Source organism: Mesorhizobium subarcticum (genome assembly GCF_055456085.1).
Map to the genome: position 1 here is coordinate 4583565 of NZ_CM144237.1, position 24702 is coordinate 4608266.

The following is a 24702-nucleotide window of genomic DNA, read 5'->3' on the forward strand; positions in this document are numbered from 1 at the left end:
TCCAGATCGCACTTGAAACCTGAAACAGTGGAGGAAACACATGCGACGGCAATTTTTAACATCAACAACGGCCCTTGTCCTGTTGCTCGGCGTGGGCAATGCCTATGCAGGGATGGATGAGGCAAAAGCCTTTTTGGACAAGGAGATAGGCGGCGTGTCGACGCTTTCCCGCGCCGACCAGGAAAAGCAGATGCAGTGGTTTATCGACGCTGCCAAGCCCTTCGCCGGAATGGATATCAAGGTGGTCTCGGAAACCCTGACGACCCACAAGTATGAATCAGAAGTGCTGGCACCGGCCTTTACCGCCATCACCGGCATCAAGGTCACGCATGATGTCATCCAAGAAGGCGACGTCGTCGAAAAGATCCAGACCCAGATGCAGACCGGCCAGAACATCTATGACGGCTGGGTCAACGATTCCGATCTGATCGGCACCCACTGGCGCTACCAGCAGGTGCGCAACCTGACCGACTGGATGGCGGGCGAAGGCAAGGACGTTACCGATCCGATGCTCGATGTCGACGACTTTATCGGCACCAAGTTCACCACCGCGCCGGACAAGAAGCTCTACCAGCTGCCGGACCAGCAGTTCGCGAACCTCTACTGGTTCCGTTACGACTGGTTCAACGACGAGAAGAACAAGGCCGACTTCAAGGCCAAGTACGGCTACGATCTCGGCGTGCCGGTCAACTGGTCGGCCTATGAGGACATTGCCGAATTCTTCACCGGCCGTGACGTCAACGGCAAGAAGGTCTATGGCCACATGGACTACGGCAAGAAGGATCCGTCGCTCGGCTGGCGCTTCACCGACGCCTGGCTGTCGATGGCCGGTAACGGCGACAAGGGCCTGCCGAACGGCCTTCCGGTCGACGAATGGGGCATCAAGGTCGATGCTAATTCGCGGCCTGTCGGCTCTTGCACCGCGCGCGGCGGCGACACCAATGGACCGGCATCGGTCTATGCCATCCAGAAGTATCTTGATTGGCTGAAAGCCTATGCGCCGCCGGAAGCCCAGGGCATGACCTTCTCTGAATCCGGCCCCGTACCGTCGCAAGGCAATGTTGCCCAGCAGATCTTCTGGTACACCGCGTTCACCGCCGACATGGTCAAGCCCGGCCTGCCGGTCATGAACGACGACGGTACGCCGAAATGGCGCATGGCGCCGTCTCCGCACGGCTCATACTGGAAGGACGGCATGAAACTCGGCTATCAGGACGTCGGTTCCTGGACGCTGATGAAGTCGACGCCGACCGACCGCGCCAAGGCCGCCTGGCTCTATGCGCAGTTCGTCACCTCGAAGACCGTCGACGTGAAGAAGAGCCAGGTTGGCCTGACCTTCATTCGCGACTCCACCATCCATGACAAGAGCTTTACCGAACGTGCGCCCAAGCTCGGCGGTCTGATCGAGTTCTACCGCTCGCCGGCCCGTGTGCAGTGGACGCCGACCGGTACCAACGTGCCGGACTATCCGAAGCTGGCGCAGCTCTGGTGGCAGAACATCGGTGACGCATCCTCGGGTGCCAAGACACCGCAGGAAGCCATGGATTCGCTCTGCGCCGATCAGGAAAAAGTCATGGCCCGTATCGAGAAATCCGGTGTCCAAGGCGACATCGGACCAAAGATGGCCGAAGAGCATGACCTTGCCTACTGGAACGCCGACGCGGTCAAGGCAGGTAATCTCGCGCCTCAGCTGAAGCTCGAGCAGGAGAAGGACAAGCCGATCACCATCAACTACGACGAACTGGTGAAGAGCTGGCAGAAGTAGGACTGTCTATGCGGGCGTTCGCGCCCGTGTGAGATCGGGGGAGGCGGCGCGTTGCCGTCTCCCTTCTTTGTATCAAGGTGGAGGATGTTGGGATGAGCGGTTTTGTGCTGGCGATCGACCAGGGAACGACATCGACCCGGGCGATCCTGTTTGACGGCCAGATGAAAGTCGTCGGTAGCGGACAGCAGGAATTCACCCAGCACTATCCAGCCTCGGGCTGGGTGGAACATGATCCGGAAGAAATCTGGGCCAGCGTGGTGACGACCGTGAAGGCCGCCTTGAAAAAGGCAGGGCGCGAAGCCTCCGAAGTGGCGGCGCTCGGCATTACGAATCAGCGCGAGACCGTCGTCATCTGGGACAGAGCGACGGGCAGGCCGATCCACAACGCCATCGTCTGGCAGGACCGCCGCACAGCGCCGCTCTGCCAGAAACTGAAGAAGCAGGGCCTGGAAAAGAAATTCAACCGCAAGACGGGCTTGTTGCTTGATCCTTATTTTTCCGGCACCAAGATCGCCTGGATGCTCGACAAGGTGAAGGGCGCGAGGAAACGCGCCGAGAAAGGCGAATTGCTCGCCGGCACCATCGATAGTTTTCTGATCTGGCGGCTGACTGGCGGCAAGGTTCACGCCACCGATGCCACCAACGCCTCACGCACGCTGGTCTACAACATCGAGAAAAACGCCTGGGACGACGAGCTTCTGGGCATTCTCAACATCCCGGCGAGAATGCTTCCCGAGGTAAAGGATTGCGCCGATGATTATGGGATCACAGAGAAAAATCTGTTTGGCGCGGAGATAAGGATCCTTGGCGTTGCCGGTGATCAACATGCCGCCACCATCGGTCAGGCCTGCTTCGAGCCGGGGATGATGAAATCGACCTATGGCACAGGCTGCTTCGCGCTGCTCAACACCGGCACGGATCTCGTGCGCTCCAAGAACCGGCTGCTGACGACCATTGCCTATCGGCTGAACGGCAAAACCACTTATGCGCTGGAGGGCTCGATTTTTATCGCGGGGGCTGCCGTGCAATGGCTGCGCGACGGCATCAAGGTGATCGGCAAGGCTGAGCAGAGCGGAAAACTGGCTGCCGAGGCTGATCCGATGCAGAACGTCTATCTGGTGCCAGCCTTTGTCGGTCTCGGCGCTCCGCATTGGGATGCGGAGGCGCGGGGCGCGATCTTTGGGCTGACCCGCAATTCCGGACCGGCCGAATTTGCCCGCGCCGCCCTGGAGGCAGTCGCCTACCAGACACGCGACCTGCTCGACGCCATGCGCAAGGATTGGAAAGGGGCTTCGGCCAGGACTGTGCTTCGGGTCGATGGCGGCATGGTGGCATCGGGTTGGACCATGCAGCGCTTGGCCGACATTCTCGACGCGCCGGTCGACCGCCCGACCATCCTGGAGACGACGGCGCTGGGTGCGGCCTGGCTTGCGGGTTCAAAGGCAGGTGTGTGGCCGCAGGCGAAGGAATTCGCCAAAACCTGGGCGCTTGAGCGACGTTTCAAACCGGAGATGGAGCCCTCGATGCGATCTGCCAAGCTGGCAGGCTGGCGCGATGCTGTTCGCAGGACCTTGAGTGCATAAGAAAGACCCGCGCCGTTTCCGACGCGGGCCTCGTACTCACAATTACCAGCTACTGATACTCATTCTTTGATCAGTAAGGCGAACGGCATTCCTGACGCGGGCCGTAATTCGGCTGGAAGGTGTTGTCCGAAGAACGGTAGCTGCGATAGTGGTCATAGCACCACTGGACGTGCGAGTTGCCTTCGTATCGGTTGTTCTCGCTGTTGACGATCGCGCCGGTGATCAGGGCGCCAGTCGCGAAGGCCGCGAGCGGGAACCAATAGTCGCCGTGACGACGATAACCCTGATGATAGTCGCGATAGCCACGATGGCCATTCCAATAGCCGCCGCCATCATTGTTGCGGGCAAAGTTACGACCGCCGAAATTGCGATTTCCGAAATTGCGGTTGCCGAAATTGCGATTGCCGTGGTGGTTCTTCATCCAAGGCTTGTAGTCGACGCTCTGCACGTCGCTCGAAGTCGAGGCCGCCTGCGGCACGAACATTTGCGCCGCGTTGGCCGGCATGGCTGCGGCTACTCCAAACGAAACTGACAGGGTGGTCGCCAGTATACCCGTTACGATCTTGTTCATTGTCTTCTCCTTCGAAGGGTGATTGACGTCCCTTGTGGCGAGACAACGAGCAATACACGGGATGGTTCCTCCCAAAACGCCAAGTTACTGATCTGTAATGTTTCTCTTGCCCGACATCCAAACTACAAGATGCTCGGCCACTGGCCCTCCGAGCTTGTACCTCCCTCGATCGAAGTGGCCGTTTGGGCAAGGCGACGGGGCTGGAAAAGCTTCGCTCCCGGATCCGTTTTTTCCGGTTGACCGGTCGAGGCACTCTCCCTATGTTCCGCGCAATTTCGAGGGCCGCCTTTTCAAGCCCGAGGGAGCGCGTAGCTCAGCCGGTAGAGCAACTGACTTTTAATCAGTAGGTCATGGGTTCGAATCCCATCGCGCTCACCATTGTCAAAGAACTTACCAGCCTTTGGTTCGTGAAGCTTACAACGCGCTTCGACCGTTCAGCCGCTTCGCGACAGATGCACGCCCATTACCGCCGCCTTCTTGGCAATCAGGCCTTCCAGATCCGCGTCGGAGCGCGTGGTGCCTGTCCGTTCGCGCAGCAGCGAAATCACCGCGCTCATCGATAACGGAGCGGTCTGAGCGCCCAGAATGGCGTCCACCGCGCCGGCAACATCCGGGGTCTCCGTTGGTGCTCGCATGGTCGGTTCCCTTCTGTTCAGGTCCGCATCAGTGCCGTCAGCAGGTCCTCGGACGCCGCGATCGAAGATGACCGCCAAGCCGTTCTTGACCGCGAGCGTGGCGATCATATCGTCGAGCTTGCGATCGGACAGGTCCGCAAGAGCGGGCTTCAGCATCCTGCGGATTACCCTGGCAGCCTGATCCGTCGACACAAAGTCAAAACGCCGTTTTCTGGCCTCGACATATTGCTCGATGATCATGCCCAGGCGCCGGGCCGCGATGTCCCTGGGTTCCGGCTCGCTCTTCGGGTTCTGCACCTTATGCCTCCGCGAACTGCCGTGCGTGCAATTCGGCAGTCACCGGGAAATAGGGCGGCTCTATCTGATATCAAACGCTCGTCGCTCATCCGATGCATCTTCCACTGATGGAGGAACGATCCCGCTGCTGAAGCATTGGGTTCCATGACCAGCTCATTGAGGGAAGGCCGGGCCATGAAGATTGCTCATGTCGCACCACTATACGAATCGGTGCCGCCAAGGCTCTATGGTGGCACCGAGCGCATCATCTCCTACCTGACCGAGGCTCTCGTCGACCTTGGCCATGACGTGACGTTGTTTGCCAGCGGCGACACGAAGACCTCCGCAAGGCTGGTGCCATGCCGTGAACGGGCGCTTCGTCTCGATCCCCGTCCTTTGAAATCGGAGATCGCAGCGCATCTGTCGATGCTCGACGAGGTGAGGAAACGGGCCGACGATTTCGACGTCATCCATTTCCACCTCAGCCATTTCCTGCATTTTCCGTTTTTCCGCGACATGCCGCAGCGTACGGTGACGACGCCGCATGGCAGGCTGGATTACGCGGACCTCGCGCAAGCCTATGACCGGTTCCCGCGGTTCCCGATGATTTCGATATCCCGCAGCCAGCGGGCGCGGTTTGCATCGGCGAACTGGCTGGCGACAATCCACCACGGGCTGCCCGTCGATCTCTATGAACCGGATTTCGAGACAAGTTCGGATGGCGCCTATCTTGCGTTTCTTGGCAGAATGTCGCGCGACAAGCGTCCGGACCGGGCGATCGAGATCGCCCGCCGTACCGGGCTGAAGCTCAAGCTCGCGGCCAAGGTCGGTGCTGATGATCGCGCCTATTTCGAGGAGGTCGTCCAACCGATGATCGATGGCGACCAGATCGAATATGTCGGCGAGATCAATGAGGAGCAGAAGACGGCGTTTCTCGGAAACGCGGCCGCCCTGCTTTTCCCGATCGATTGGCCGGAGCCGTTCGGCCTTGCCGTGATCGAAGCGATGGCTTGCGGGACACCTGTCATGGCCTGGAATTGCGGTGCCATGCCAGAGATCGTCGACGACGGGGTCACCGGTTTCGTCGTCGAGACCATAGAAGATGCCGTTGCCGCAATGCCGGCTCTCCTGCAGTTCGACAGGCGGCGTGTCAGGGCCGTGTTCGAGCGGCGCTTTTCAGCCCGCAGGATGGGTCAGGATTACGCCGCTGCTTACGCGGAGCTGGTCGACGCCGGCGGTCACGCCAAGGCCTCGTAGCGGCGTCTTTGGAATGAACAGGGACAACCCACTTTGACCATCAGCCAACTTGACGAGCGCACGCTCGATCCAGCGGTAGCACTGGCGTCTCTTGATGAGTCAGCGCCCAGGGAGCCGCACAGGCTGTTCGCGCTCAAGCACGGCGACTGCTTTGTCGTTGCCGACGGCTATGGCGACATACGCGGTGTTGGTGACGGCTTCTTTCGCGACGACACGCGCGTGCTTTCGGAATTTCGCCTCACCGTCGGCGGGCGGTCGACGTCGTTGCTTGGCGCGTCGCTTAGCCAGGACAATGTCCTGTTCACTACCAATCTGACCAATCTACCGATCGAAAGTGCCGCGGGCCGCCAGATTCCGCAAGGCGCGATCCATATCGAGCGCGTCCGGCTGCTGTGGGAGGAGAGGCTGTATGAGCGCATAACGCTCTCCAACTACAGCAGGGAGCATTCGACGATCCTGCTGTCGCTGCGCTTTGGTGCCGATTTCCGCGACATGTTCGAGGTCCGGGGCTCGACCCGCGCGAAGCGTGGAACTGCGCATACGGCCGAGATTGCCGGCAACGCGGTCGTATTGCGCTACGATGGCCTGGACGAAGTGGTGCGGACATCGGCGATATCATTTTCACAGACGCCCGATCAGCTGACCGCCGAGCAGGCGGATTTCGTCATCGCCGTCACCAAGCGCAGCAGCCAGACGCTTTACCTGGAAGTGGGCAATGAGACGGACGAACGCCCCGAAAGCCGCCGGTTTCGCGCCGCGGCCGCCCGGGCTCGGTTCGGCATGCGCGCCAAACGCCGGCATGGCGCGACACTGCACAGTTCAGGCCGCGTCTTCAACGACTGGATGGCGCGGGCTCGCGCGGATGTCGCGCTGCTCACGACGGAACTGCCGACCGGGCCTTATCCCTACGCCGGTATACCGTGGTTCTCCACCGCCTTCGGCCGGGACGGCGTGATTTCAGCCCTGCAGATGCTTTGGCTGAATCCCGGGCTGGCGCGAGGCGTTCTGGCGTTTCTTGCCCAGCACCAGGCGACCGAGACCTCTCCTTTCAGCGATTCCGAACCCGGCAAGATCATGCACGAGACCCGCAAGGGCGAGATGGTGGCGCTCAGCGAGCTGCCCTTCGGCCGTTACTATGGCGGTGTCGACACGACGCCGCTCTACATCCATCTTGCTTGCGCCTATGCGGATCGCACGGGGGACACGGCCTTCATCGATACGCTGTGGCCCTCGCTGTGTGCCGCGGCCGAGTGGATCGAAACGGCGAGCCGTTCGACAGGATTCCTCACCTACCAGCGCGCCGCGGAATCCGGCCTGGCCAACCAGGGATGGAAGGACAGTTTCGATTCCGTCTTTCACGCCGATGGCCGCATTCCGAAGGGGCCGATCGCACTGGTCGAGGTGCAGGGCTACGTCTTCGCGGCCTTCCAGGGGTTGGCGAAACTGGCACGGCTGCGTGGCGAAACGGAGCGGGCGGAGGGGTGGGAAATACGCGCCGACACACTTCGCCAGCAAGTCGAACGCCATTTCTGGATCGAGGACCTGAGCTACTATGCGCTGGCACTGGATGGCGAGGGTCACCCCTGCAAGGTGCGCACATCCAATGCCGGTCACCTGCTTTACGTCGGCCTTCCCAGCCCTGATCGCGCACGTATGGTCGCCGACCAGCTGCTGTCAGCCTCGTTCCATTCCGGCTGGGGGCTGAGAACGCTGGCGGACGACGCGATATTCTTCAATCCGATGTCCTATCACAACGGATCCATTTGGCCGCATGACACCGCGATCTGCGCCGCCGGACTGGCGCGATACGGTATCCGCGACGACGTGGTGCGGCTGATGAGTGGGACCTTCGAATCCGCCGTCCATTTCAACATGCGGTTGCCGGAACTGTTTTGCGGTTTTACGCGCGCGGCTGGTGAAGCGCCGATTGCCTATCCGGTGGCGTGCCTGCCGCAAGCCTGGTCCGCCGGCTCCGCCTTCATGCTCATGCAGTCGTGCCTCGGCCTTCAGATCGATGGCTGGGCAGGCGAGATCCATGTTACCCGGCCGCGCCTGCCGATCGGCATCGACAGCCTCGTCATTCGTCATCTTTCGGTCGGGCAGGCGGCGGTGGATCTGACGTTCCAGCGCGTCGGAGATCGTGTTGGCGCCTTCCTTGCGGAACCGCATGAGGGGCTGGTGCCTCTCGTGGTCCGAAGCTGAAAAACCGGAACCATCGTGCGGGCTGGGGCGTTGGACAACCAGACTATGGGCGCCGGAGTTCCGACCGATGGAGTTTCTTCGGTATCCCATTGAAAGGTAATCGATTTCAATGCCCGACAACAGTTCGTCCCTGGTAATTCCCCTATTCGCATTGTGGCTCTTCATTCTTGCAGCTGTCGGCGTCCTGTTTATTGTGCTGATGACGATGATGTGGCGATCGCGCACGGGCCGCAGGCTTGCTGCTGTGAAGGCAGATGCGGCTCCCAGCCCGGTGCCGGAATTCGAGAAGAATGGGCAGTCCACCGTTGCCGCGCTGGCGCAGTGGTCGCCCGAGACGCTGCGTCATATACTGGCAACGGAACTTCCCGATGCCCAGGTGATCGTCGTCTCGAATCGTGAGCCGTACATCCACAACCGCGAGGGCGACGACATCGAGCTGGTCGTACCCGCCAGCGGGCTCGTGTCCGCCCTGGAGCCGATAACGCGCGCCTGTGCAGGCACCTGGATCGCCTACGGCGGCGGTTCGGCCGACGCGTTTGTGGTCGACAAGAACGACCGGATCAAGGTACCGCCCGACAATCCCTCCTACACGCTGCGCCGCGTCTGGCTGAGCGAGGAAGAACAGCAAGGCTATTATCTCGGCTTTGCCAATGAAGGCCTCTGGCCGCTGTGCCATATCGCCTTCACCCGGCCGATATTCCGTGCCTCCGATTGGGAAGCCTACGAAGCGGTCAACCGCAAATTCGCCGACACCGTCATCGCCGAAGCCCGCAACGAGCGGCCGATCGTGCTGGTCCAGGATTACCATTTCGCGCTGCTGCCGCGAATGATCCGGGAGCGCCTGCCCGAGGCGATTATTATCACCTTCTGGCACATCCCTTGGCCGAATTCGGAAGTGTTCAGCATCTGCCCGTGGCGCGAGAAGATTCTCGAGGGCCTGCTCGGCAGTTCCATCGTCGGTTTTCACACCCAATTCCATTGCAACAACTTCATCGACAGCGTCGACCGTTTCCTGGAAAGCAGGATCGAGCGCGAGGATTCGGCCATCTCCTATGGCGGCCAGATCAGCCTGGTTCACGCCTATCCGATTTCAATCGAGTGGTCGCCGCCGCAACTGGACAAGCTGCCGGACGTGGCAACCTGCCGTCGGCAGGTTCGCGAGAAATTCGGCCTGGCCGACCATGTCAGGCTGTGCGTGGGCGTTGAGCGTCTCGACTACACCAAAGGCATCCTCGATCGCTTCAATGCACTTGATGAACTGCTGACGCTTCATCCGGAATGGATCGGCAAGGTGGCGTTCCTGCAGATCGCGGCGCCCAGCCGCGGCACCTTGCCCGCCTACCAGCAATTGTATGAAGAGTGCATGCGCCATGCCGAGGATCTCAACCAGCGCTATGGCCGCGAAGGCTATACGCCCGTCCTGATGGTGACGGAACATCACTCGCAGCAGCAGGTCCACGAAATCTACCGGGCCGCCGACGTTTGCATGGTGACCAGCCTGCATGACGGTATGAACCTGGTTGCCAAGGAGTTTGTCGCGGCGCGCGAGGATGAACAAGGTGTGCTGCTGCTGAGCATGTTCGCCGGCGCCTCCAAGGAGCTGCTGGAGGCGCTGATTGTCAATCCCTACGACGCGGCAATGATGGGTGACGTCCTGCTGCAGGCATTGACCATGTCGCAGGAGGAGCAAACCCAGCGCATGCGACGCATGCGCGAGATCGTGCGCGAGAACAACGTTTATAAATGGGCGGGAAGCATGCTTCTGGATGCCGCGCATTTGCGCAAGCGCAATGCAGTCGACCGAGCCGTCGGCGCTGCTCCCACGGTACCTGCCAACGTGATATCGCTGCTCGAACGTAAACGCGTGGCGGCGCTGTGATGTCGATATCGTCAAACCTGCCGGAACCCGTCGTCCCGCAAGGGCCATGGAGCCTGTTCCTCGATATCGATGGCACGCTTCTCGAACATGCCGCGCATCCCGATGCGGTGGCTGTCAGTGAGGAGCTGCGCATGCTGTTGGCACGGCTTGAAACGCAATTGGACGGAGCCTTGGCGTTCATTACGGGACGCTCGATCGCCGCCGTCGACCATCTCTTCCAGCCCCTCAGATTGCGCGCCGCCGGGCTCTATGGCCTCGAACACAGGCTGGTGCGTGATGGTCCGGTCGAGGCGGCCGGCGAACCGGCCGACATTGCAGCGCTTGCCGAGGAAATCGAAGCGGAACTCGACAGTGCCAACGTCTATATCGAGCGCAAGGGGCCGATCCTGGCCATTCATACGCGCGCTGCGCCGCATTTGCTGCAGCGCTCCATACAGCTTGTCGAACAGGCACTGGACAAACTGCCTGTGGGATATCGGGTACTGGCCGGTAATGCAGGGGTTGAACTGATGCCGCTAGAAGCGGCGAAGGGAGCAGCTATCCGACGCTTCATGCAGCAACCGGCATTTGCAGGCCGTAGCCCTGTATTCCTTGGAGACGATACTTCGGACGAAAACGGCTTTGACGTCATCAATGAGATGGATGGTGTCTCGATACGCATCAAACCGCGCGGACCGACCGCCGCGCGCCATGCGCTTGCCGGTGTCGACGAGGCGCTGGCCTGGCTTGATGGCGTGAGCCACAGCGATGCGGAGAGATTGACTGTCACCACATAAATCGATGGAGCCGGCAATGACCCAGTTTACCAGCCTCATCCGCGAGATCATGCCTGCCTGGCTGCGCCGGCGCTCACGCCCGAAAATGCAGGAGGCCGGAGCGAGCTTCGATCCAGCGCGGCCGCAGGATGCGGACATGGTGTGGCGCAAGGTCGTCGAAAAGGATCTCTTTGGGGCAAACACGCAGGACTATGTCCAGAACAAAAAGACCAATCGCCACTGACGATCAGCTTTAGTTTCCGAAAACCATCGAGACGTTGCCGCCGGCATGGCGTTCGAGCCGGCCGGCGAGGTCTAGTTCCAGCAACACCATGAAGACCTGGGCCGGGTGCAGGCCAGTATGGCGGATGATCTCGTCGACCGACACAGGTGTCGGACCGAGCGCCTCGATGACGCGGGCGCGGTCGCTCTCGCCGGGTGGCGGTGTGGCCGAGAAATCCGGCGGGTCTTCAAACGGAGGCATTTCCGGCGCCCGCATGCCGGTCAGTGGCGCGATCGCCCTTGAAATGTCGGAGGCTTCGGTGACCAGCGTGGCGCCGTCCTTGAGCAGGCCGTTGGTGCCGGCCGCGCGTGGGTCCAGTGGCGACCCCGGGACGGCGAACACCAGCCGGCCCATTTCGCCGGCAAGCCTGGCGCTGATCAGCGAGCCCGAACGTTGTGCCGCCTCGACCACCACCAGCCCAAGGGCGGCGCCCGCGACAAGGCGATTGCGGCGCGGAAAATCCTGGGCGCGCGGCTGCCACCCGAACGGCATTTCGGAGATTATGGCGCCACGCTCGGCAATTTCCTCGCAAAGGCCAGTATTTTCGGGCGGGTAGGGCAGGTCGAGGCCTCCGGCCAGGACGCCGATCGTGCCAGTCGCCAGGCTGCCCTGATGCGCCGCCGTGTCGATGCCGCGCGCCAGGCCGGAGACGATGCCATAGCCGTCGCGGCCGAGATCGGCCGCCAGCACACGCGCCATCTTGATGCCGGCCAGCGATGCGTTGCGGGCACCGACAATGGCAACTCCCGGCAGCCGGAACACGGCGGCATTGCCTTTCACCGCCAGCAAGGGCGGCGGATTGTCCATGCTTCTCAGCAATGGCGGATAGTCTGGCTCGCCGATGCCGACAAAGCGCGCGCCAGCCTTGCGGGCTGCTTCCAGTTCGGCCTCAGCTTCGGCGATCGACGGAATGCGGGCGATCCGGCTGGCGCCACCCGAAATCATCAGTTCCGGCAAGATTTCCAGCGCCACCTCGGCGGACCCGAAGCGGTTGATCAAGTCGCGAAAGGAGGCAGGGCCGACATTGTGGGTGCGGATCAGCCGCAGCCAGCTCAGCCGCTGCCGGTCGCTGAGGCGCGGCCCGGTGGCCGGCTCGCTCACCGCGGTGGCGTGCTCGCTCACCCCTTGGCTCCGATCTTGCCCTCGGTGCCGGCAAGCAGGCGCGAAATGTTTTCCCTATGCTTGATGAAGACAATGACGCTCATCACAACGAACAGGACGGCTATCTGTGGTGTGCTCATGAAATACAGGGCAATCGGCACGACGACGGCTGCCGTCAGCGCTGCAAGCGATGAGAACCGGAACAGGAACGCCATCACCAGCCAGACGACGGCGAAGATCAGCGCCACCTGCCAGGCAAGGCCGATCAGCACACCGAGATAAGTCGCGACGCCCTTGCCGCCCTTGAAGCCGAGCCAAGCCGGAAAGAGGTGACCAAGAAAGGCGCCGAGGCCGGCCCAGACCGCCGTTTCCGGCGCGAAATGGCCAGCAATCAGCACGGCGGTCGTCCCTTTCAGGGCATCGAGCAACAAGGTCGCGGCGGCCAGTCCCTTGTTGCCGGTGCGCAGCACGTTGGTGGCGCCGATGTTGCCGGAGCCGATCTTGCGCACGTCACCAAGGCCGGCCGCGCGGGTGAGCAGCAGGCCGAACGGAATCGAGCCTAAGAGATAGCCGAACACCAACGCTGGGATGAGGCCGTAAGTCATTGTTTCCCCCGCAGTTCTCCCAAACGGTCAGGTCAGGCTCAGTGCGCGATTGCCGGATCAGACCGAGAACACTGTGCGGCCCGCCACCAGCGTTTGCAAGACCTTGCCTTGCAGGCGGGCGCCTTCGAAGCAGGTGTTCTTCGAGCGCGAGCGAATGCCGCTTTCACTGACGATCCAGGGTTCATCGAGATCGACAAGCACAAGGTCGGCGACAGCACCCGGCTTCAACGTGCCGCCGGGCAGCCCAAACACCTTTGCCGGGGCGGTGGAGAGCGTTTCGATCAGCCGCAGCAGGGGCACGTCGCCATTGTGGTAGAGCCGCAAGGCCGCGCCAAGCAGCGTCTCCAATCCGATGGCGCCGGCTGCCGCGTCGGCAAAAGGCAGGCGCTTGGTGTCGACATCCTGCGGATCGTGCGAGGAGACGATGATGTCGACCGTACCGTCCCTGACCGCCTCGATCATCGCCAGCCGGTCTTCCTCGGCGCGCAGAGGCGGCGTCAGGCGGAAGAAGGTGCGGTATTCGCCGACATCATTTTCATTAAGCGACAGATTGTGGATCGACACGCCCGATGTGACGGCTGCACCATCGGCTTTGGCGCGCGTCACAGCGCTTGCCGCCATCGCCGTCGAGATTTTTGCCGCGTGATAGGAACCGCGCGTCAGACGCGCCAAAGCCAGATCGCGCTCCAGCGGGATCGATTCGGCTTCACGCGGAATGCCGGACAGGCCGAGCCAGCTGGCGTACAGGCCCTCGTTCATGACGCCTGATGAACCGAGGTCGGCATCCTGCGTTTCATGCACGATGGTGGCGCCGAAATCGCGGGCGTAGGTCAGTGCGCGGCGCATCACCAGCGCGCTTGCTATGGTGTGACGACCATCGGTGAAGGCGACAGCGCCGGCCTCGCGCAACAGGCCAAACTCGGTCATCTCGCGGCCATCGAGGCCTTTGGTGATCGCCGCTGCCGGGAAGATGTTGACGATCGCCGTGTCCTTGGCGGTGCGCAGCACGAACTCGACCAGCGCGACATTGTCGATCACCGGGTCGGTGTCGGGCATCATGACGACCGACGTGACGCCGCCGGCGGCCGCCGCGACGTTCGCCGAGGCGATGGTTTCGCGATGCTCGCCGCCGGGCTCGCCGATGAAGACGCGGCCATCGATCAGGCCGGGAATGATCGCCTTGCCGGCGCAGTCGATTGTTGCAGCGCCTTCAGGGGCGCCTTGATTCAGTGCCGCCTTGCCGGCGGCAACGATTTTCTCGCCATCGACAATGACGGAGCCGACTTCGTCGATACCGCGCGAAGGGTCGACGATGCGGGCGCGTTCAAAGACCGTCGTGCTCATTCGCCGCGGCCCTCTTGATTACGGCGGGGGTCGAGCAGCGCTTCCATCACCGCCATGCGCACGGCAACGCCCATCTCCACCTGCTCCTGGATGACGCTTTGCGGGCCGTCGGCGATTTCCGAGGCGATCTCGACGCCCCGGTTCATCGGGCCGGGATGCATCACCATCGCGTCATCCTTGGCGGCCTTCAGCTTTTCGGCGTCGAGGCCGAAATAGCGGAAATATTCGCGAACCGAAGGCACGAAGGCGCCTTCCATCCGCTCGCGCTGCAGACGCAGCATCATCACCACGTCGGCGTCTTTCAGGCCTTCGGCCATCGAGCGCGTGACAATCACCCCCATTCGTTCGATGCCGGAGGGCAGCAGCGTTGAAGGGGCGACGACCCGAACCTGCGCGCCGAGCGCGTTGAGCAGCATGATGTTGGAGCGCGCCACGCGCGAATGCAGGATGTCGCCGCAGATCGCGACGATCAGCTTCGACAGCGGACCCTTGGCGCGGCGGATGGTCAGCGCGTCGAGCAGCGCCTGTGTCGGGTGCTCATGCGCGCCGTCGCCGGCATTGACCACGGAGCAGCTGACTTTCTGGGCCAGAAGGGCGGCGGCACCCGCCGACTGATGGCGGATGATCAATATATCGGGCCGCATGGCGTTCAGGGTCATCGCCGTGTCGATGAGGGTTTCGCCCTTTTTCACCGAAGAGCTCGCCACCGACATGTTCATGACATCGGCGCCGAGCCGCTTTCCGGCCAGCTCGAACGAGGACTGCGTACGGGTCGATGCCTCGTAGAACAGGTTGATCTGGGTGCGGCCGCGCAGCGTCGCGGTTTTCTTCTCGGACTGCCGCGAAATCGCGACAGCCAGATCCGCCCGGTCGAGCAACAACTCGACGTCGGCGGGCGAAAGATCGCTGATGCCCAAAAGATGGCGGTGAGGGTAGAGTGGCAGGGACGAAGCGTCGGTCATCTCAAGGGGGTGCTATAGGGTGCGGATTTTGCGCCTGCAAGCACCAGCTTTACATTGGCGCTGTTCTCCCCGGTATTTTCGTCGCGCGCGCGGCAACGCTTGGCTATATCTAGCCGATGGCCTCGGATTCGTGGCTTTCGCACGACAGGGACCTTTCTACGGATTGAAGGATTGGGCGTGACCGACGACGTAACGAACCAGCCGCCGCCGCTGACGGGCGGCAACGCCTGGCGAGGCGATCCGTTGCTGATCCAGCTTGCCGAGCGCTTTTCCGATCCGGTGCGCAGGGAACTCGATGGGCTTGGCCGTTTCGTGCTGACCCAGGAAGCCCAGGAACTGGCCCGCCTCGCCAATGTCGAGACGCCGAAACTGAGGACACATGACCGCCAGGGGCGGCGCCTCGACCTGGTCGAGTTCCATCCCGCTTACCACGCCCTCATGCGTCGTTCGGTGGCGAACGGGTTGCATTCCTCGGTCTGGGAGAATGGTGACGCCGAGATCGGCCGCCGCCATCAGGTGCGTGCCGCGCGTTTCTATCTGACCGCCGAACTCGAAACCGGGCACCTCTGTCCCATCACCATGACCAGCGCCTCGCTGGCGGCATTGATGGCCAGCCCAAAGCTGTTTCGCGAATGGGCGCCGCGCGTGACGACGCGCAAATACGACCAGAGCCAGAAGCCGCCGGTGGAGAAGACCGGGCTGACGCTCGGCATGGGCATGACGGAGAAGCAGGGCGGCACCGATGTGCGCGCCAATGTGACGAGGGCCGAGCGTGCCGGCAGCGGTTTTTATCGCCTGACTGGGCACAAATGGTTCATGTCGGCGCCGATGTCGGACGCCTTCCTGGTGCTGGCGCAGGCGCCGGAAGGGCTGTCCTGCTTCCTCGTGCCGCGTGTTCTCGGCGACGGATCGGGCAATGGCTTCCGCTTCCAGCGGCTGAAGGACAAGCTCGGCAACCGCTCCAACGCGTCTTCCGAGGTCGAATTCGTCAACGCCATCGGCGAAATGGTCGGCGAACCCGGCGCCGGCGTGAAGACGATCATGGACATGGTGACCTTGACCCGGCTCGACTGCGCGGTGGCATCCTCGGCCATCATGCGGGCAGGGCTGGCGGAAGCGGTTCATCATGCCCGCCATCGCCAGGTTTTCGGCTCGGCCTTGATCGAGCAGCCGCTGATGCAGCGCGTGCTGGCCGACATGGCGCTGGATGTCGCCGCCGCCACGGCGCTGTCGTTTAGGCTGGCGCGCTCCTTCGACGAGGCGGCGGGCGATCGCGGTGAGGCGGCCTTTGCGCGCGCCATGACGGCGGTCGTCAAATACTGGGTCTGCAAGATAGCGCCAGCACTGCTTTACGAAGCGATGGAGTGCCTTGGCGGTAACGGCTATGTCGAGGAAGCGCCGCTCGCCCGCTACTATCGCGAGGCCCCGGTCAACGCGATCTGGGAAGGGTCGGGCAATGTCATGGCGCTCGATGTGCTGCGTGTGCTTGGCCGCGCGCCCGGCCTGTTTGAAGAGGTGCTGGGGGGGATAGATCGTGATCTCGGTGCCGGCGGACGTGGCACGGTAGGCGTCCTGAAGGCGGCGATGCAGGTTGCTTCAACCGACGAGGGCTCGGCCAGGTTGCTGACGGAACAGCTGGCGCTGTCAGCCGCGGCGGCCGAGCTGCGCCGGCTTGGGGCAGGGCGGATTGCCGATGCCTTCGTCGAAACGCGCCTGGCCGGCCAGTGGCGCAACACCTACGGCATGCTCGATTCGCGCCACGACGCGCGCATGATCATCGACACGCTCTATCCGCCGGTGAACTGAGCCGCGAGCGGCTCGTCGCTAGATTTGCACACGTCTGAGGGCATCGTCGTGCGCCCTGTGGATGGCCGTTAACCTTAACAAATGGTTTCCGTTGCGGCGGCGAGCGGCAAAGCCCACTGTTATTCCTGCCGAAGCAGGAACCACGATGCGACACGTATTGACCTCCTTTTTGTCTGTGCACTGGGCGATCGTTTTCGCCCTGCTGGCGCTGATTTGCATCGATGGAAACCGCGGTGTTGCGGCAGCGCTTGGCGTGCTGGGCGTGACCGTAGAGAGCGCCCGCTTCGTCAATCTGGAAAACATCGTCGTGGTCGCGCCGCTGGCGGTTGCACTGCTGGTCGTGTCGGTGCTGTTCTTCTGGGCCTTTATCGATACGCTGATCAACGATGCGGCGAGCCCCGGCGCCGACAGTGTCGTGCGCATCGCTTTCATTTCCGCTTCCGGTGTGATGTCGATGATCCTGATCGGCGGCGCGGCCCAAGGCATCAACGGGTTGTTCATGGTGGTGGCCGTGCAACTCGCCGCACTTCTGGCCTCTTATGTCGCGATGCTCGCCGAGCGGCGCTCTGCAGCCGTGTCGGATGACGCCGATTTTCGCGCTACGGCACACGGCATGGCGAAGGCGGCAGCCCATAATTCGCTGCTCTCCCTGATATCGGGCCGCACCGGACCGAACGGCAAGGGAGACCGCTGATGCGCTATATCTTCGCATTGTGGGCGGCTCCGATGGCGCTGTTCTGGGGCTGGTTCTACCTGTCGCTCAACGACATGAATTTCGGCTACGTCATGCTGACCCGGCAACTGCATGATTTTGTGTTCCAGCTCTATGGCCAGATGCTCGGCATCGATCCGGCGATCATCCCCGGCATGGTGGCCAAGGCCTGCATCTTCGATGGGTTTCTGCTGATGGCGTTATGGGCGTTTCGCCGCCGCCGCGAAATCGCCGGCTGGGTCAGACGGCGCTGGGCGGGTCCTGTCCCGTTCGATCGGCTGCATCGAGTGACTGAAGCCGGTCCAAAACTCCCTGCAGAATAAAGGCCGCGGCCGCCGAATCGATCTTGCCGGCGCGTTTGGCGCGCGAGAAATCCATTTCGATCAGCGTCCGTTCGGCGGCGACCGTCGACAGCCGCTCATCCCAGAACACGAAAGGCAGGTCGCTCAGCTGCGCCATGTTGCGCACGAAGGCGCGTGACTTCTGCGCACGCGGACCTTCCGACCCATCCATGTTGATCGGCAGCCCGATCGCCACCGCGCCAACGTTCTCCTTCTGCATCAAGGCCAGCAGGACCGCGGCATCGAGCGAGAACTTCCTTCGCATGATGACCGGGCGCGGATGAGCGAAGGAGAATCCCCGGTCGGAAACCGCAACGCCGATCGTCTTGTCGCCGAGATCGAGCCCCGCCAGAGTTTTTCCGCCGGCAAGCCGGGCCGGCAATTCTTCGATCGTGACAATGCCCAACGGTGGTCCTTCGCCCTTTCACCACCACGTGTCTTGTGAAGCGCGCGGTGGACACAGTAACCCTTTGATCTCAGGGCCATCGGCGTTCTATCCTTTGGCAAGGCAAAAATCGAGGAATGCATTCATGAAACTGACCTGGTACGGCCACTCGGCCTTCCGCATCGAAGCTGGCGACGCCAAGATTCTCATCGACCCCTACCTGATCGGCAATCCGTCCTGGACGGGCGGCTGGGAAGGACCGGCGGAGGGGATCACGCATGTCTTGTTGACGCACGGGCACAGCGACCACATCAGCGGCGCGCTGGAAGTCCTCGGCAATAGCGGCGCCCAGTTGGTCGCCAATTTCGAGATCTGCATGTATCTGGTCGGCAAGGGTGCCGACGGCAACAAGATCAATCCCGGCAACATTGGCGGCACGGTCGATTGCGGCGGCTTCACCACGACCTTCGTCCAGGCGCTGCACTCCTCTTCGTTTGGCGAAGACGGCGGCAAGAACATCTATCTCGGCAATCCGGGCGGTCTCGTCCTGCATTTCCCGGAAGACCGGACACTCTACCACATGGGCGATACCGATATCTTCTCCGACATGGCTTTGATCAACGAGTTGCATGAGCCCAAGATCGGCATCGTGCCGATCGGCGACCGTTTCACCATGGGCGGTGCTGTGGCGGCGCTCGCCTGCCGCCGCTTCTTCAAGTTCGAGACGGTGGTCCCTTGCCACTTCGGCACCTTTCCCATGATCGATCCCACGGCCGAGAAATTCCAGGCCGGCCTGGAAGGATCCGGCGTTGAAATAGCGTTGCCGAAGATTGGCGAGACGATTACGATCTAGAGACAGCCAAAGCGGAACAAAACCATGGCGTTGCGGCAAACTCTTTTCGTTTCGATGTTTGCCGCGGCGTCGCCGGCGCTTGCCGCTGATGATTTCATCGAAGCCGTCTACCTTCAGTCCGAGGAGCTTTGTGCACAGGCCAAGAAGGATACGCTGCAGACGCTGATCGACGCAGGCAATGTCGTGTTGTCGGCGCACGGACTGCAAGGTGTTGAATACAATTGCGAATTCGTTCAGATCAGCAGGGCGACACGCTCGCCAAGCTGGGCGGTGACGGCCATCTGCCAGGAGCCGGGCTATGTCTTTCCCGACGTGCTTTCGGTGACGCAAATGAACCCGACGCAGGTTGATCTCGTCTCGGTCCGGCCCATCGATGACGAAAGCGAGGCGAGCGGCAACAGCGGCAGCTACTATCTGTGCGAGGGCGTTGCCCTGCCATGACGATGCTGAACCGTGTCAGGTCGCTTTTTCGCCGCGAGCGGCCAGTGTTCCCAAAACTGGAACTCCACGTCGCGCATGGCTGCAATCTGTCTTGCGAAAGTTGCGCGCACTACTCCAACCATGGTCATTCCGGCACCGTTTCGCTCGAGGAGGCGGACCGCTGGATGGGATTTTGGAGCCGGCGCGTATCGGTCACCTGGTTCAATATCCTGGGTGGAGAGCCCACCATACACCCGCAGTTGCCCGCTTTCGTTGGACTGGTGCGGCGGCACTGGCCAGAGGCCATAATAGAAATCGTCAGCAATGGCTTTTTCCTGCACCGTCACCCGACATTGCCGGCAATTCTTGCCGCCGATCGCAACGCCCGGCTGACCGTCTCGGTTCATCATGGTTCGGAGGAGTACCAGGAGAGATTGAAACCGGTGTTCGATCTCGTGGAGGCTTGGCGTCGGGAACACCGGCTGCATATCGAGATCCGCCCGTCCGACAAGAACTGGACCCGTCGCTACGAAGGCTTCGGCAACACCATGTTGCCGTTCGAGGATGGCGATGCTCGCGTCAGTTGGGAAATCTGCCCGGCTCGCCATTGCAAGCAACTCCACGCCGGGCAGATTTGGAAGTGCGCGCCTCTCGCCTATCTGCCGATGCAGAAGGCAAAATACCGCCTTTCCGGCAAATGGGATCCCTATCTGGCGTATCGGCCGCTCGAGCCAGGCTGTTCCAACGCGCAATTGCGAGCCTTCGCGGCTCTGGAAGACGAGCACGCATGCAGCATGTGTTCGGCTAAGAGGCGACTGTTTGAGTTGCCCAACCCGCTGCGACGCCCCAAGGACCGGCTCAGCCCTGCTGTGGTCTAGCACTGGGTCCGACACGATGGATGTTGCGTGCTGCGCGCCGCGCCGCTATAGCCCGGACTGGTTTTCCCCGAGGCAAATATATGTCTGTTGATGTCAAGACAGTGAAGCGCGTCGCGCGTCTCGCCCGCATCGCGGTGAGCGAAGAAGATGCAGAACGCATGACCGGCGAGCTGAATGCGATACTGGGCTTCGTCGAGCAGCTGAACGAAGTCGATGTTTCCGGCATCGAGCCGATGACCTCGGTGACGCCGATGGAGATGAAGAAGCGCCGGGATGTCGTCACCGACGGCAACAAGGCGGCCGACATCGTTGCCAATGCACCGGCGACCGAAGAGAATTTCTTCCTCGTGCCAAAGGTCGTGGAGTAAGGCGCCGATGGTCATCGAGATCGCCATCGAGACGCCGCTGCAGGACGATGTGCGCGGCCTGGTCAACGAACTCAACGAGACCTTGCTCGAACTGACGCCGCCGGAGCACTGCTACCATTTGACCGTCGAACAGATGGCAGGCCAGGATACGACCGTTTTCATCGCCCGTGACAATGGCATCGCCATCGGTTGCGGCGCGTTGAAGCGCCATGGCGACGCCATCGGCGAGGTCAAGCGCATGTACACCAGGCCTTCGCATCGCGGCCGCAAGATTGGCGCCAAGATCGTCGAGCGGGTCGAGGCGCTGGCCCGCGATGAAGGGTTGAAACGGCTGGTGCTGGAGACGGGCGATCGTCATCCCGCCGCCTGGACCGTCTACGAACGTGCCGGATTTTCGCGCTGCGGCCCGGTGCTGGATTATCCCGATTCCGAGTGGTCGGTGTTTTACGAAAAGAGCCTTTGATGAGCGACCTGACCCGACTGACGATTTCGCAGGCCCGCGCCAAGCTGCGCGGCAAGGAAATCACCGCGACCGAGATCACCGAGGCCTATCTCTCGGCGATCGATCGCGCCAATCCGGCGCTCAATGCCTATGTCGCGGTCACCGGCGACAAAGCGCGCGACATGGCAAAGGCGTCCGACGCCAGGCTGGTCAAGGGCGAGGGCGGTGCGCTGGAAGGTATTCCGCTGGGCATCAAGGACCTGTTTGGCACCGAAGGCGTCCATACCCAGGCCTGCAGCCATGTGCTCGACGGCTTCAAGCCGCGCTACGAATCGACCGTCACCGCCAATCTGTGGGCCGACGGCGCGGTGATGCTCGGCAAGCTCAACATGGACGAGTTCGCCATGGGCTCATCCAACGAGACGTCCTATTATGGCCCGGTCATCAACCCGTGGCGGCGTTCGCGCGTCGACACGGTGGTGATGCCGACGACGCATCAGGGCGACGGCGGCTTCGTCTCTGCCGGCGGCACGAAAACCCAGCGCAGCCTGGACAATGCACAGCTGGTGCCGGGCGGCTCTTCCGGCGGTTCGGCAACCGCCGTCTCGGCTTTCCTGTGCGCCGGCGCGACAGCGACGGATACGGGCGGCTCGATCCGCCAGCCCGCCGCCTTCACCGGCACGGTCGGCATCAAGCCGACCTATGGCCGTTGCTCGCGCTGGGGCATTGTCGCCTTCGCCTCGTCGCTCGACCAGGCCGGACCGATCGCCCGCGACGTGCGCGATGCCGCGATCCTTTTGAAATCAATGGCTTCAGTCGACCCGAAGGACACCACCTCCGTCGACCGGCCGGTGCCGGACTATGAGGCGGCGATCGGCAAGCCGATCAAGGGCATGAAGGTCGGCATCCCCAAGGAGTACCGCGTCGACGGCATGCCCGAAGAGATCGAGGCGCTGTGGCAGAAGGGCATTGCCTGGCTCAGGGATGCTGGCGCAGAGATCGTCGACATTTCCCTGCCGCACACCAAATACGCGCTGCCGGCCTATTACATCGTGGCGCCCGCCGAGGCGTCGTCCAACCTGGCGCGCTATGACGGGGTCCGCTACGGGCTTCGCGTGCCGGGCAAGGACATCATAGAGATGTACGAGAAGACCCGCGCCGCCGGCTTTGGCCGCGAGGTCAAGCGCCGCATCATGATCGGCACCTATGTGCTGTCGGCCGGCTATTACGATGCCTACTATCTGCAGGCGCAGAAGGTGCGCAACCTGATCAAGCGCGACTTCGAGAATGTCTTTGCCGCCGGCGTCGATGTCATCCTGACCCCGGCGACACCGTCCGCGGCCTTCGGCATCGCCGATGAGGACATGGCCGCCGATCCGGTCAAGATGTACCTCAACGACATTTTCACTGTCACAGTGAACATGGCCGGCCTGCCGGGCATCGCCGTGCCTGCCGGCCTTGACCCCAAAGGGCTGCCGCTCGGCCTGCAGCTGATCGGCCGCCCGTTCGAGGAAGAGACGCTGTTCCAGACCGCCGCCGTCATCGAACAGGCGGCCGGCACATTTCAGCCGGAGAAGTGGTGGTAGGGATATCGCTCGTCTGAAGGGGTGAGCGATGTTCTACTATCTTTCCAAGATCTTCTGGTTCTTCATCCAGCCGCTTAACCTGACGATTTTCCTGCTTCTGGTGGGGCTGATTGCGGGAATGATCGGTCGCCGGCGGCTGGCCGTTACCGGCAGCGTGCTCGCCTTCCTGATTCTTGCATTGTCGGCTTGGACGTCGCTCGGCGCCATGATGCTCAACCCGCTGGAAGAACGCTTTCCACGTCCGCCGCTGCCGGAAAAGGTCGACGGCATCGTCGTGCTCGGTGGCGGGTTCGAGGGCGGGATCAATCTGGTTCGCGGCAGCTACGAATTGAGCAGCGGTGGCGATCGCATGGTCGAGACTGCAATCCTCGCCCGGCGCTTCCCACAGGCCAAGGTGGTTGTATCAGGCGGAAACGGCTCGCTTTTCCTTGACGGCGAGGGCGACGCCGATACCGCGCCCCGCCTGCTTGTCCCGCTGGGTGTATCGGCCGATCGTCTTGTCCTCGAGGACAAGTCCCGCAACACCTATGAAAATGCCGTCTTCAGCCGCAAACTTGTTGAACCGAAGCCGGGCGAGACCTGGTTGCTGGTGACCTCCGCCTTCCATATGCCACGGGCCAAGGCGCTGTTCGACAAGGCTGGGTTTCCCACCGTCGCATGGCCGGTCGACTATCGTACTTCGGGCAAGGAGGGTGTCGGCTTGTTTCGCGACAATGCCGCCGATTCCGTGCAGAATGCGACCATAGCGGTTCGCGAATGGATCGGGCTGTTCGCCTATTGGCTTTCCGGCCGCATCGATCAGCCTTTTCCAGCGCCTGGCGGCTGACCGATGACGGCGCGCCGCGCCGCCGAGAAGAACTGGCGCCGCACCAGCACAGCCAGCAGCAGAAGCGTCGACAGCACGAACACCACCGGATCGACGAACCAGCCGAGATAGCCGATCGAGAAGAATACACCGCGCAGGCCCGAGTTGAAGTGCTTGCCGGCCAGCATGTTCATCTGCGCCGCGCGCCACACAGCCGTTTCGGTGACCGGATTGCGTGAGGCTTCGCCATGCGGGATCGGCACGGCGCCGATCAGGATCGAGCAGTAATTGAACAGCCGGTAGGCCCAGCCGAATTTGAAGAAAGAAAAGGCCAGAATCAACACTAGCCCCAGCACCTTGATCTGGAAGGCCGGGCGCGATGGAGCGCCGCCAAGCGGCAGGTTGCTCAGCACTTCAAGCACCCGGTCGGACGCTCCGAGCAAGGCAAAGCAGCCGCCGAGCGCGATCAGCGAACTGGAGGCGAAGAAGGCGGTTCCCTGCTGCAGGCCGCTCATAATGGCGGTGTCGACGATGCGGATCTCGCGCTCGGCCATGGTGCGCATCCAGGCCTCGCGCTGCGCATTCATCGCTGTCGTCAGCGACACCCGGCTGACCAGCCTGCCGTCGGAAGCGAGCGTGTGCAGCAGCCACGCGATCAGGAAGAGGGCCAACGCCCCGAGATCGGCCGTAGACAGATAAGAGGAATCACCCATGGGCTGAATTTACCACATCCAGCGCGGTCGCCTCGATGCCGGCTCCCGCGAAGGACGGCAATGTCGCTGCCGGAGCAAACAAGGTCGGCAGGTGCTGCGCCGCGATTGCCAAAAGAGCGGAAACATCCTTGGAATTCCTATATGCAGTCCTCGACGTGACCTGTGGAGACAACGC

General features: G+C 62.2%; 25 protein-coding genes and 1 tRNA gene. 18 read left to right on the forward strand and 8 right to left on the reverse strand.

The genetic code is table 11. From position 1 onward, the window contains the following. Positions 1 to 40: 40 nt before the first annotated feature. Together ACZYHG_RS22270 and glpK are read left to right on the forward strand one after the other, a co-directional pair. Positions 41 to 1765, forward strand: coding sequence for an ABC transporter substrate-binding protein (locus ACZYHG_RS22270; protein WP_464610402.1), 1725 nt, complete (start codon positions 41 to 43; stop codon positions 1763 to 1765). A gap of 92 nt (positions 1766 to 1857) precedes the next feature. Beyond that, positions 1858 to 3348: a glycerol kinase GlpK gene (glpK, locus tag ACZYHG_RS22275; protein WP_464610403.1), complete on the forward strand. Its 1491-nt coding sequence runs from the start codon at positions 1858 to 1860 to the stop codon at positions 3346 to 3348. 70 nt (positions 3349 to 3418) lie between these two features. On the opposite strand, the gene ACZYHG_RS22280 is transcribed toward glpK, so the two are convergent. After that, positions 3419 to 3919 carry a BA14K family protein gene (locus ACZYHG_RS22280; protein WP_464610404.1) on the reverse strand — a complete coding sequence of 167 codons (501 nt, stop codon included), beginning with the start codon at positions 3917 to 3919 and terminating at the stop codon, positions 3419 to 3421. A gap of 302 nt (positions 3920 to 4221) precedes the next feature. Here ACZYHG_RS22280 and ACZYHG_RS22285 point away from each other — a divergent pair. Continuing rightward, positions 4222 to 4297: transfer RNA gene (locus ACZYHG_RS22285), tRNA-Lys, on the forward strand. 56 nt (positions 4298 to 4353) lie between these two features. Here ACZYHG_RS22285 and ACZYHG_RS22290 read toward each other — a convergent pair. Next, entirely contained in the window at positions 4354 to 4851 is a 498-nt protein-coding gene (locus ACZYHG_RS22290; protein WP_464610405.1) for a hypothetical protein, read from the reverse strand. A gap of 174 nt (positions 4852 to 5025) precedes the next feature. On the opposite strand from ACZYHG_RS22290, the gene ACZYHG_RS22295 reads away from it, so the two are divergent. The 5 genes from ACZYHG_RS22295 (at position 5026) to ACZYHG_RS22315 (ending at position 11167) form a co-directional block, all read left to right on the forward strand. Beyond that, a complete protein-coding gene (locus tag ACZYHG_RS22295) occupies positions 5026 to 6087 on the forward strand; it encodes a glycosyltransferase family 4 protein (RefSeq protein WP_464610406.1) in 1062 nt (353 codons plus the stop codon). A gap of 39 nt (positions 6088 to 6126) precedes the next feature. Continuing rightward, positions 6127 to 8289, forward strand: coding sequence for an amylo-alpha-1,6-glucosidase (locus tag ACZYHG_RS22300; RefSeq protein ID WP_464614764.1), 2163 nt, complete (start codon positions 6127 to 6129; stop codon positions 8287 to 8289). 109 nt (positions 8290 to 8398) lie between these two features. Beyond that, positions 8399 to 10168: an alpha,alpha-trehalose-phosphate synthase (UDP-forming) gene (locus ACZYHG_RS22305; protein WP_464610407.1), complete on the forward strand. Its 1770-nt coding sequence runs from the start codon at positions 8399 to 8401 to the stop codon at positions 10166 to 10168. Further along, positions 10168 to 10944: a trehalose-phosphatase gene (gene otsB, locus ACZYHG_RS22310; protein ID WP_464610408.1), complete on the forward strand. Its 777-nt coding sequence runs from the start codon at positions 10168 to 10170 to the stop codon at positions 10942 to 10944. The genes ACZYHG_RS22305 and otsB overlap by 1 nt, the downstream gene beginning before the upstream one ends. 16 nt (positions 10945 to 10960) lie before the next feature. Beyond that, a complete protein-coding gene (locus tag ACZYHG_RS22315; RefSeq protein ID WP_464610409.1) occupies positions 10961 to 11167 on the forward strand; it encodes a hypothetical protein in 207 nt (68 codons plus the stop codon). Between the two features lie 9 nt (positions 11168 to 11176). Here the strand turns inward: ACZYHG_RS22315 and dprA are convergent, their stop codons facing one another. The 4 genes from dprA to ACZYHG_RS22335 are packed head-to-tail and all read right to left on the reverse strand — an operon-like array spanning position 11177 to position 15218. After that, the gene (gene dprA / locus ACZYHG_RS22320) at positions 11177 to 12307 is read right to left on the reverse strand and encodes a DNA-processing protein DprA (protein ID WP_464614765.1); all 1131 of its coding nucleotides are present in this window, start codon (positions 12305 to 12307) and stop codon (positions 11177 to 11179) included. A 17-nt stretch (positions 12308 to 12324) separates the two neighbouring features. Then, on the reverse strand, positions 12325 to 12912 hold the full coding sequence (gene plsY / locus ACZYHG_RS22325; RefSeq protein ID WP_464610410.1) for a glycerol-3-phosphate 1-O-acyltransferase PlsY: 588 nt from the start codon (positions 12910 to 12912) through the stop codon (positions 12325 to 12327). A gap of 57 nt (positions 12913 to 12969) precedes the next feature. Beyond that, a complete protein-coding gene (locus tag ACZYHG_RS22330; protein WP_464610411.1) occupies positions 12970 to 14256 on the reverse strand; it encodes a dihydroorotase in 1287 nt (428 codons plus the stop codon). Next, on the reverse strand, positions 14253 to 15218 hold the full coding sequence (locus tag ACZYHG_RS22335; RefSeq protein WP_464610412.1) for an aspartate carbamoyltransferase catalytic subunit: 966 nt from the start codon (positions 15216 to 15218) through the stop codon (positions 14253 to 14255). The genes ACZYHG_RS22330 and ACZYHG_RS22335 overlap by 4 nt, the downstream gene beginning before the upstream one ends. Before the next feature lie 177 nt (positions 15219 to 15395). Between ACZYHG_RS22335 and ACZYHG_RS22340 the strand changes: the two genes are divergently transcribed. The 3 genes from ACZYHG_RS22340 to ACZYHG_RS22350 all read left to right on the forward strand — a co-directional run bounded on the left by ACZYHG_RS22340 (position 15396) and on the right by ACZYHG_RS22350 (position 18059). Further along, on the forward strand, positions 15396 to 17024 hold the full coding sequence (locus ACZYHG_RS22340) for a DNA alkylation response protein (RefSeq protein WP_027029066.1): 1629 nt from the start codon (positions 15396 to 15398) through the stop codon (positions 17022 to 17024). A 145-nt stretch (positions 17025 to 17169) separates the two neighbouring features. Beyond that, complete coding sequence (locus ACZYHG_RS22345; RefSeq protein ID WP_464610413.1) at positions 17170 to 17718, forward strand: hypothetical protein; 549 nt, start codon at positions 17170 to 17172, stop codon at positions 17716 to 17718. Further along, positions 17718 to 18059 (forward strand): DUF6105 family protein, encoded by a 342-nt coding sequence (locus tag ACZYHG_RS22350; RefSeq protein WP_033838495.1) that lies wholly within the window; start codon positions 17718 to 17720, stop codon positions 18057 to 18059. Before ACZYHG_RS22345 ends, ACZYHG_RS22350 begins: the two co-directional genes overlap by 1 nt. Here the strand turns inward: ACZYHG_RS22350 and ruvX are convergent. After that, positions 17977 to 18483, reverse strand: coding sequence for a Holliday junction resolvase RuvX (gene ruvX, locus ACZYHG_RS22355; protein ID WP_027029064.1), 507 nt, complete (start codon positions 18481 to 18483; stop codon positions 17977 to 17979). The two genes, ACZYHG_RS22350 and ruvX, sit on opposite strands and share 83 nt — an antisense overlap. A gap of 124 nt (positions 18484 to 18607) precedes the next feature. Between ruvX and ACZYHG_RS22360 the strand changes: the two genes are divergently transcribed. The 7 genes from ACZYHG_RS22360 to ACZYHG_RS22390 all read left to right on the forward strand — a co-directional run bounded on the left by ACZYHG_RS22360 (position 18608) and on the right by ACZYHG_RS22390 (position 23835). Then, on the forward strand, positions 18608 to 19315 hold the full coding sequence (locus tag ACZYHG_RS22360; RefSeq protein WP_464610414.1) for a metal-dependent hydrolase: 708 nt from the start codon (positions 18608 to 18610) through the stop codon (positions 19313 to 19315). A 24-nt stretch (positions 19316 to 19339) separates the two neighbouring features. Beyond that, positions 19340 to 19756 (forward strand): hypothetical protein, encoded by a 417-nt coding sequence (locus ACZYHG_RS22365; RefSeq protein ID WP_464610415.1) that lies wholly within the window; start codon positions 19340 to 19342, stop codon positions 19754 to 19756. Then, positions 19753 to 20613, forward strand: coding sequence for a radical SAM protein (locus tag ACZYHG_RS22370; protein WP_464610416.1), 861 nt, complete (start codon positions 19753 to 19755; stop codon positions 20611 to 20613). The genes ACZYHG_RS22365 and ACZYHG_RS22370 overlap by 4 nt, the downstream gene beginning before the upstream one ends. A gap of 80 nt (positions 20614 to 20693) precedes the next feature. Continuing rightward, entirely contained in the window at positions 20694 to 20981 is a 288-nt protein-coding gene (gene gatC / locus ACZYHG_RS22375; RefSeq protein WP_027058916.1) for an Asp-tRNA(Asn)/Glu-tRNA(Gln) amidotransferase subunit GatC, read from the forward strand. 7 nt (positions 20982 to 20988) lie between these two features. Then, positions 20989 to 21444, forward strand: a complete 456-nt coding sequence (locus ACZYHG_RS22380) for a GNAT family N-acetyltransferase (protein WP_464610417.1) — start codon at positions 20989 to 20991, stop codon at positions 21442 to 21444. Continuing rightward, entirely contained in the window at positions 21444 to 23009 is a 1566-nt protein-coding gene (locus ACZYHG_RS22385; RefSeq protein WP_464610418.1) for an amidase, read from the forward strand. The genes ACZYHG_RS22380 and ACZYHG_RS22385 overlap by 1 nt, the downstream gene beginning before the upstream one ends. Positions 23010 to 23037: 28 nt before the next feature. Next, positions 23038 to 23835, forward strand: a complete 798-nt coding sequence (locus ACZYHG_RS22390) for a YdcF family protein (protein WP_464610419.1) — start codon at positions 23038 to 23040, stop codon at positions 23833 to 23835. On the opposite strand, the gene ACZYHG_RS22395 is transcribed toward ACZYHG_RS22390, so the two are convergent. Continuing rightward, positions 23808 to 24527, reverse strand: coding sequence for a DUF599 domain-containing protein (locus ACZYHG_RS22395; protein WP_464610420.1), 720 nt, complete (start codon positions 24525 to 24527; stop codon positions 23808 to 23810). The genes ACZYHG_RS22390 and ACZYHG_RS22395 overlap by 28 nt on opposite strands. Positions 24528 to 24702 lie beyond the last annotated feature (175 nt).

What these genes read in the sequence shown, in the direction of transcription:
- ACZYHG_RS22270 (WP_464610402.1), top strand. Translation starts at nt 41, where the DNA reads ATGCGACGGCAATTTTTAACATCAACAACGGCCCTTGTCCTGTTGCTC.
- glpK (WP_464610403.1), top strand. Translation starts at nt 1,858, where the DNA reads ATGAGCGGTTTTGTGCTGGCGATCGACCAGGGAACGACATCGACCCGG.
- ACZYHG_RS22280 (WP_464610404.1), bottom strand. Translation starts at nt 3,919, where the DNA reads ATGAACAAGATCGTAACGGGTATACTGGCGACCACCCTGTCAGTTTCG.
- ACZYHG_RS22295 (WP_464610406.1), top strand. Translation starts at nt 5,026, where the DNA reads ATGAAGATTGCTCATGTCGCACCACTATACGAATCGGTGCCGCCAAGG.
- ACZYHG_RS22305 (WP_464610407.1), top strand. Translation starts at nt 8,399, where the DNA reads ATGCCCGACAACAGTTCGTCCCTGGTAATTCCCCTATTCGCATTGTGG.
- otsB (WP_464610408.1), top strand. Translation starts at nt 10,168, where the DNA reads ATGTCGATATCGTCAAACCTGCCGGAACCCGTCGTCCCGCAAGGGCCA.
- ACZYHG_RS22315 (WP_464610409.1), top strand. Translation starts at nt 10,961, where the DNA reads ATGACCCAGTTTACCAGCCTCATCCGCGAGATCATGCCTGCCTGGCTG.
- plsY (WP_464610410.1), bottom strand. Translation starts at nt 12,912, where the DNA reads ATGACTTACGGCCTCATCCCAGCGTTGGTGTTCGGCTATCTCTTAGGC.
- ACZYHG_RS22330 (WP_464610411.1), bottom strand. Translation starts at nt 14,256, where the DNA reads ATGAGCACGACGGTCTTTGAACGCGCCCGCATCGTCGACCCTTCGCGC.
- ACZYHG_RS22335 (WP_464610412.1), bottom strand. Translation starts at nt 15,218, where the DNA reads ATGACCGACGCTTCGTCCCTGCCACTCTACCCTCACCGCCATCTTTTG.
- ACZYHG_RS22345 (WP_464610413.1), top strand. Translation starts at nt 17,170, where the DNA reads ATGCGACACGTATTGACCTCCTTTTTGTCTGTGCACTGGGCGATCGTT.
- ACZYHG_RS22350 (WP_033838495.1), top strand. Translation starts at nt 17,718, where the DNA reads ATGCGCTATATCTTCGCATTGTGGGCGGCTCCGATGGCGCTGTTCTGG.
- ACZYHG_RS22360 (WP_464610414.1), top strand. Translation starts at nt 18,608, where the DNA reads ATGAAACTGACCTGGTACGGCCACTCGGCCTTCCGCATCGAAGCTGGC.
- ACZYHG_RS22365 (WP_464610415.1), top strand. Translation starts at nt 19,340, where the DNA reads ATGGCGTTGCGGCAAACTCTTTTCGTTTCGATGTTTGCCGCGGCGTCG.
- ACZYHG_RS22370 (WP_464610416.1), top strand. Translation starts at nt 19,753, where the DNA reads ATGACGATGCTGAACCGTGTCAGGTCGCTTTTTCGCCGCGAGCGGCCA.
- gatC (WP_027058916.1), top strand. Translation starts at nt 20,694, where the DNA reads ATGTCTGTTGATGTCAAGACAGTGAAGCGCGTCGCGCGTCTCGCCCGC.
- ACZYHG_RS22380 (WP_464610417.1), top strand. Translation starts at nt 20,989, where the DNA reads ATGGTCATCGAGATCGCCATCGAGACGCCGCTGCAGGACGATGTGCGC.
- ACZYHG_RS22385 (WP_464610418.1), top strand. Translation starts at nt 21,444, where the DNA reads ATGAGCGACCTGACCCGACTGACGATTTCGCAGGCCCGCGCCAAGCTG.
- ACZYHG_RS22390 (WP_464610419.1), top strand. Translation starts at nt 23,038, where the DNA reads ATGTTCTACTATCTTTCCAAGATCTTCTGGTTCTTCATCCAGCCGCTT.
- ACZYHG_RS22395 (WP_464610420.1), bottom strand. Translation starts at nt 24,527, where the DNA reads ATGGGTGATTCCTCTTATCTGTCTACGGCCGATCTCGGGGCGTTGGCC.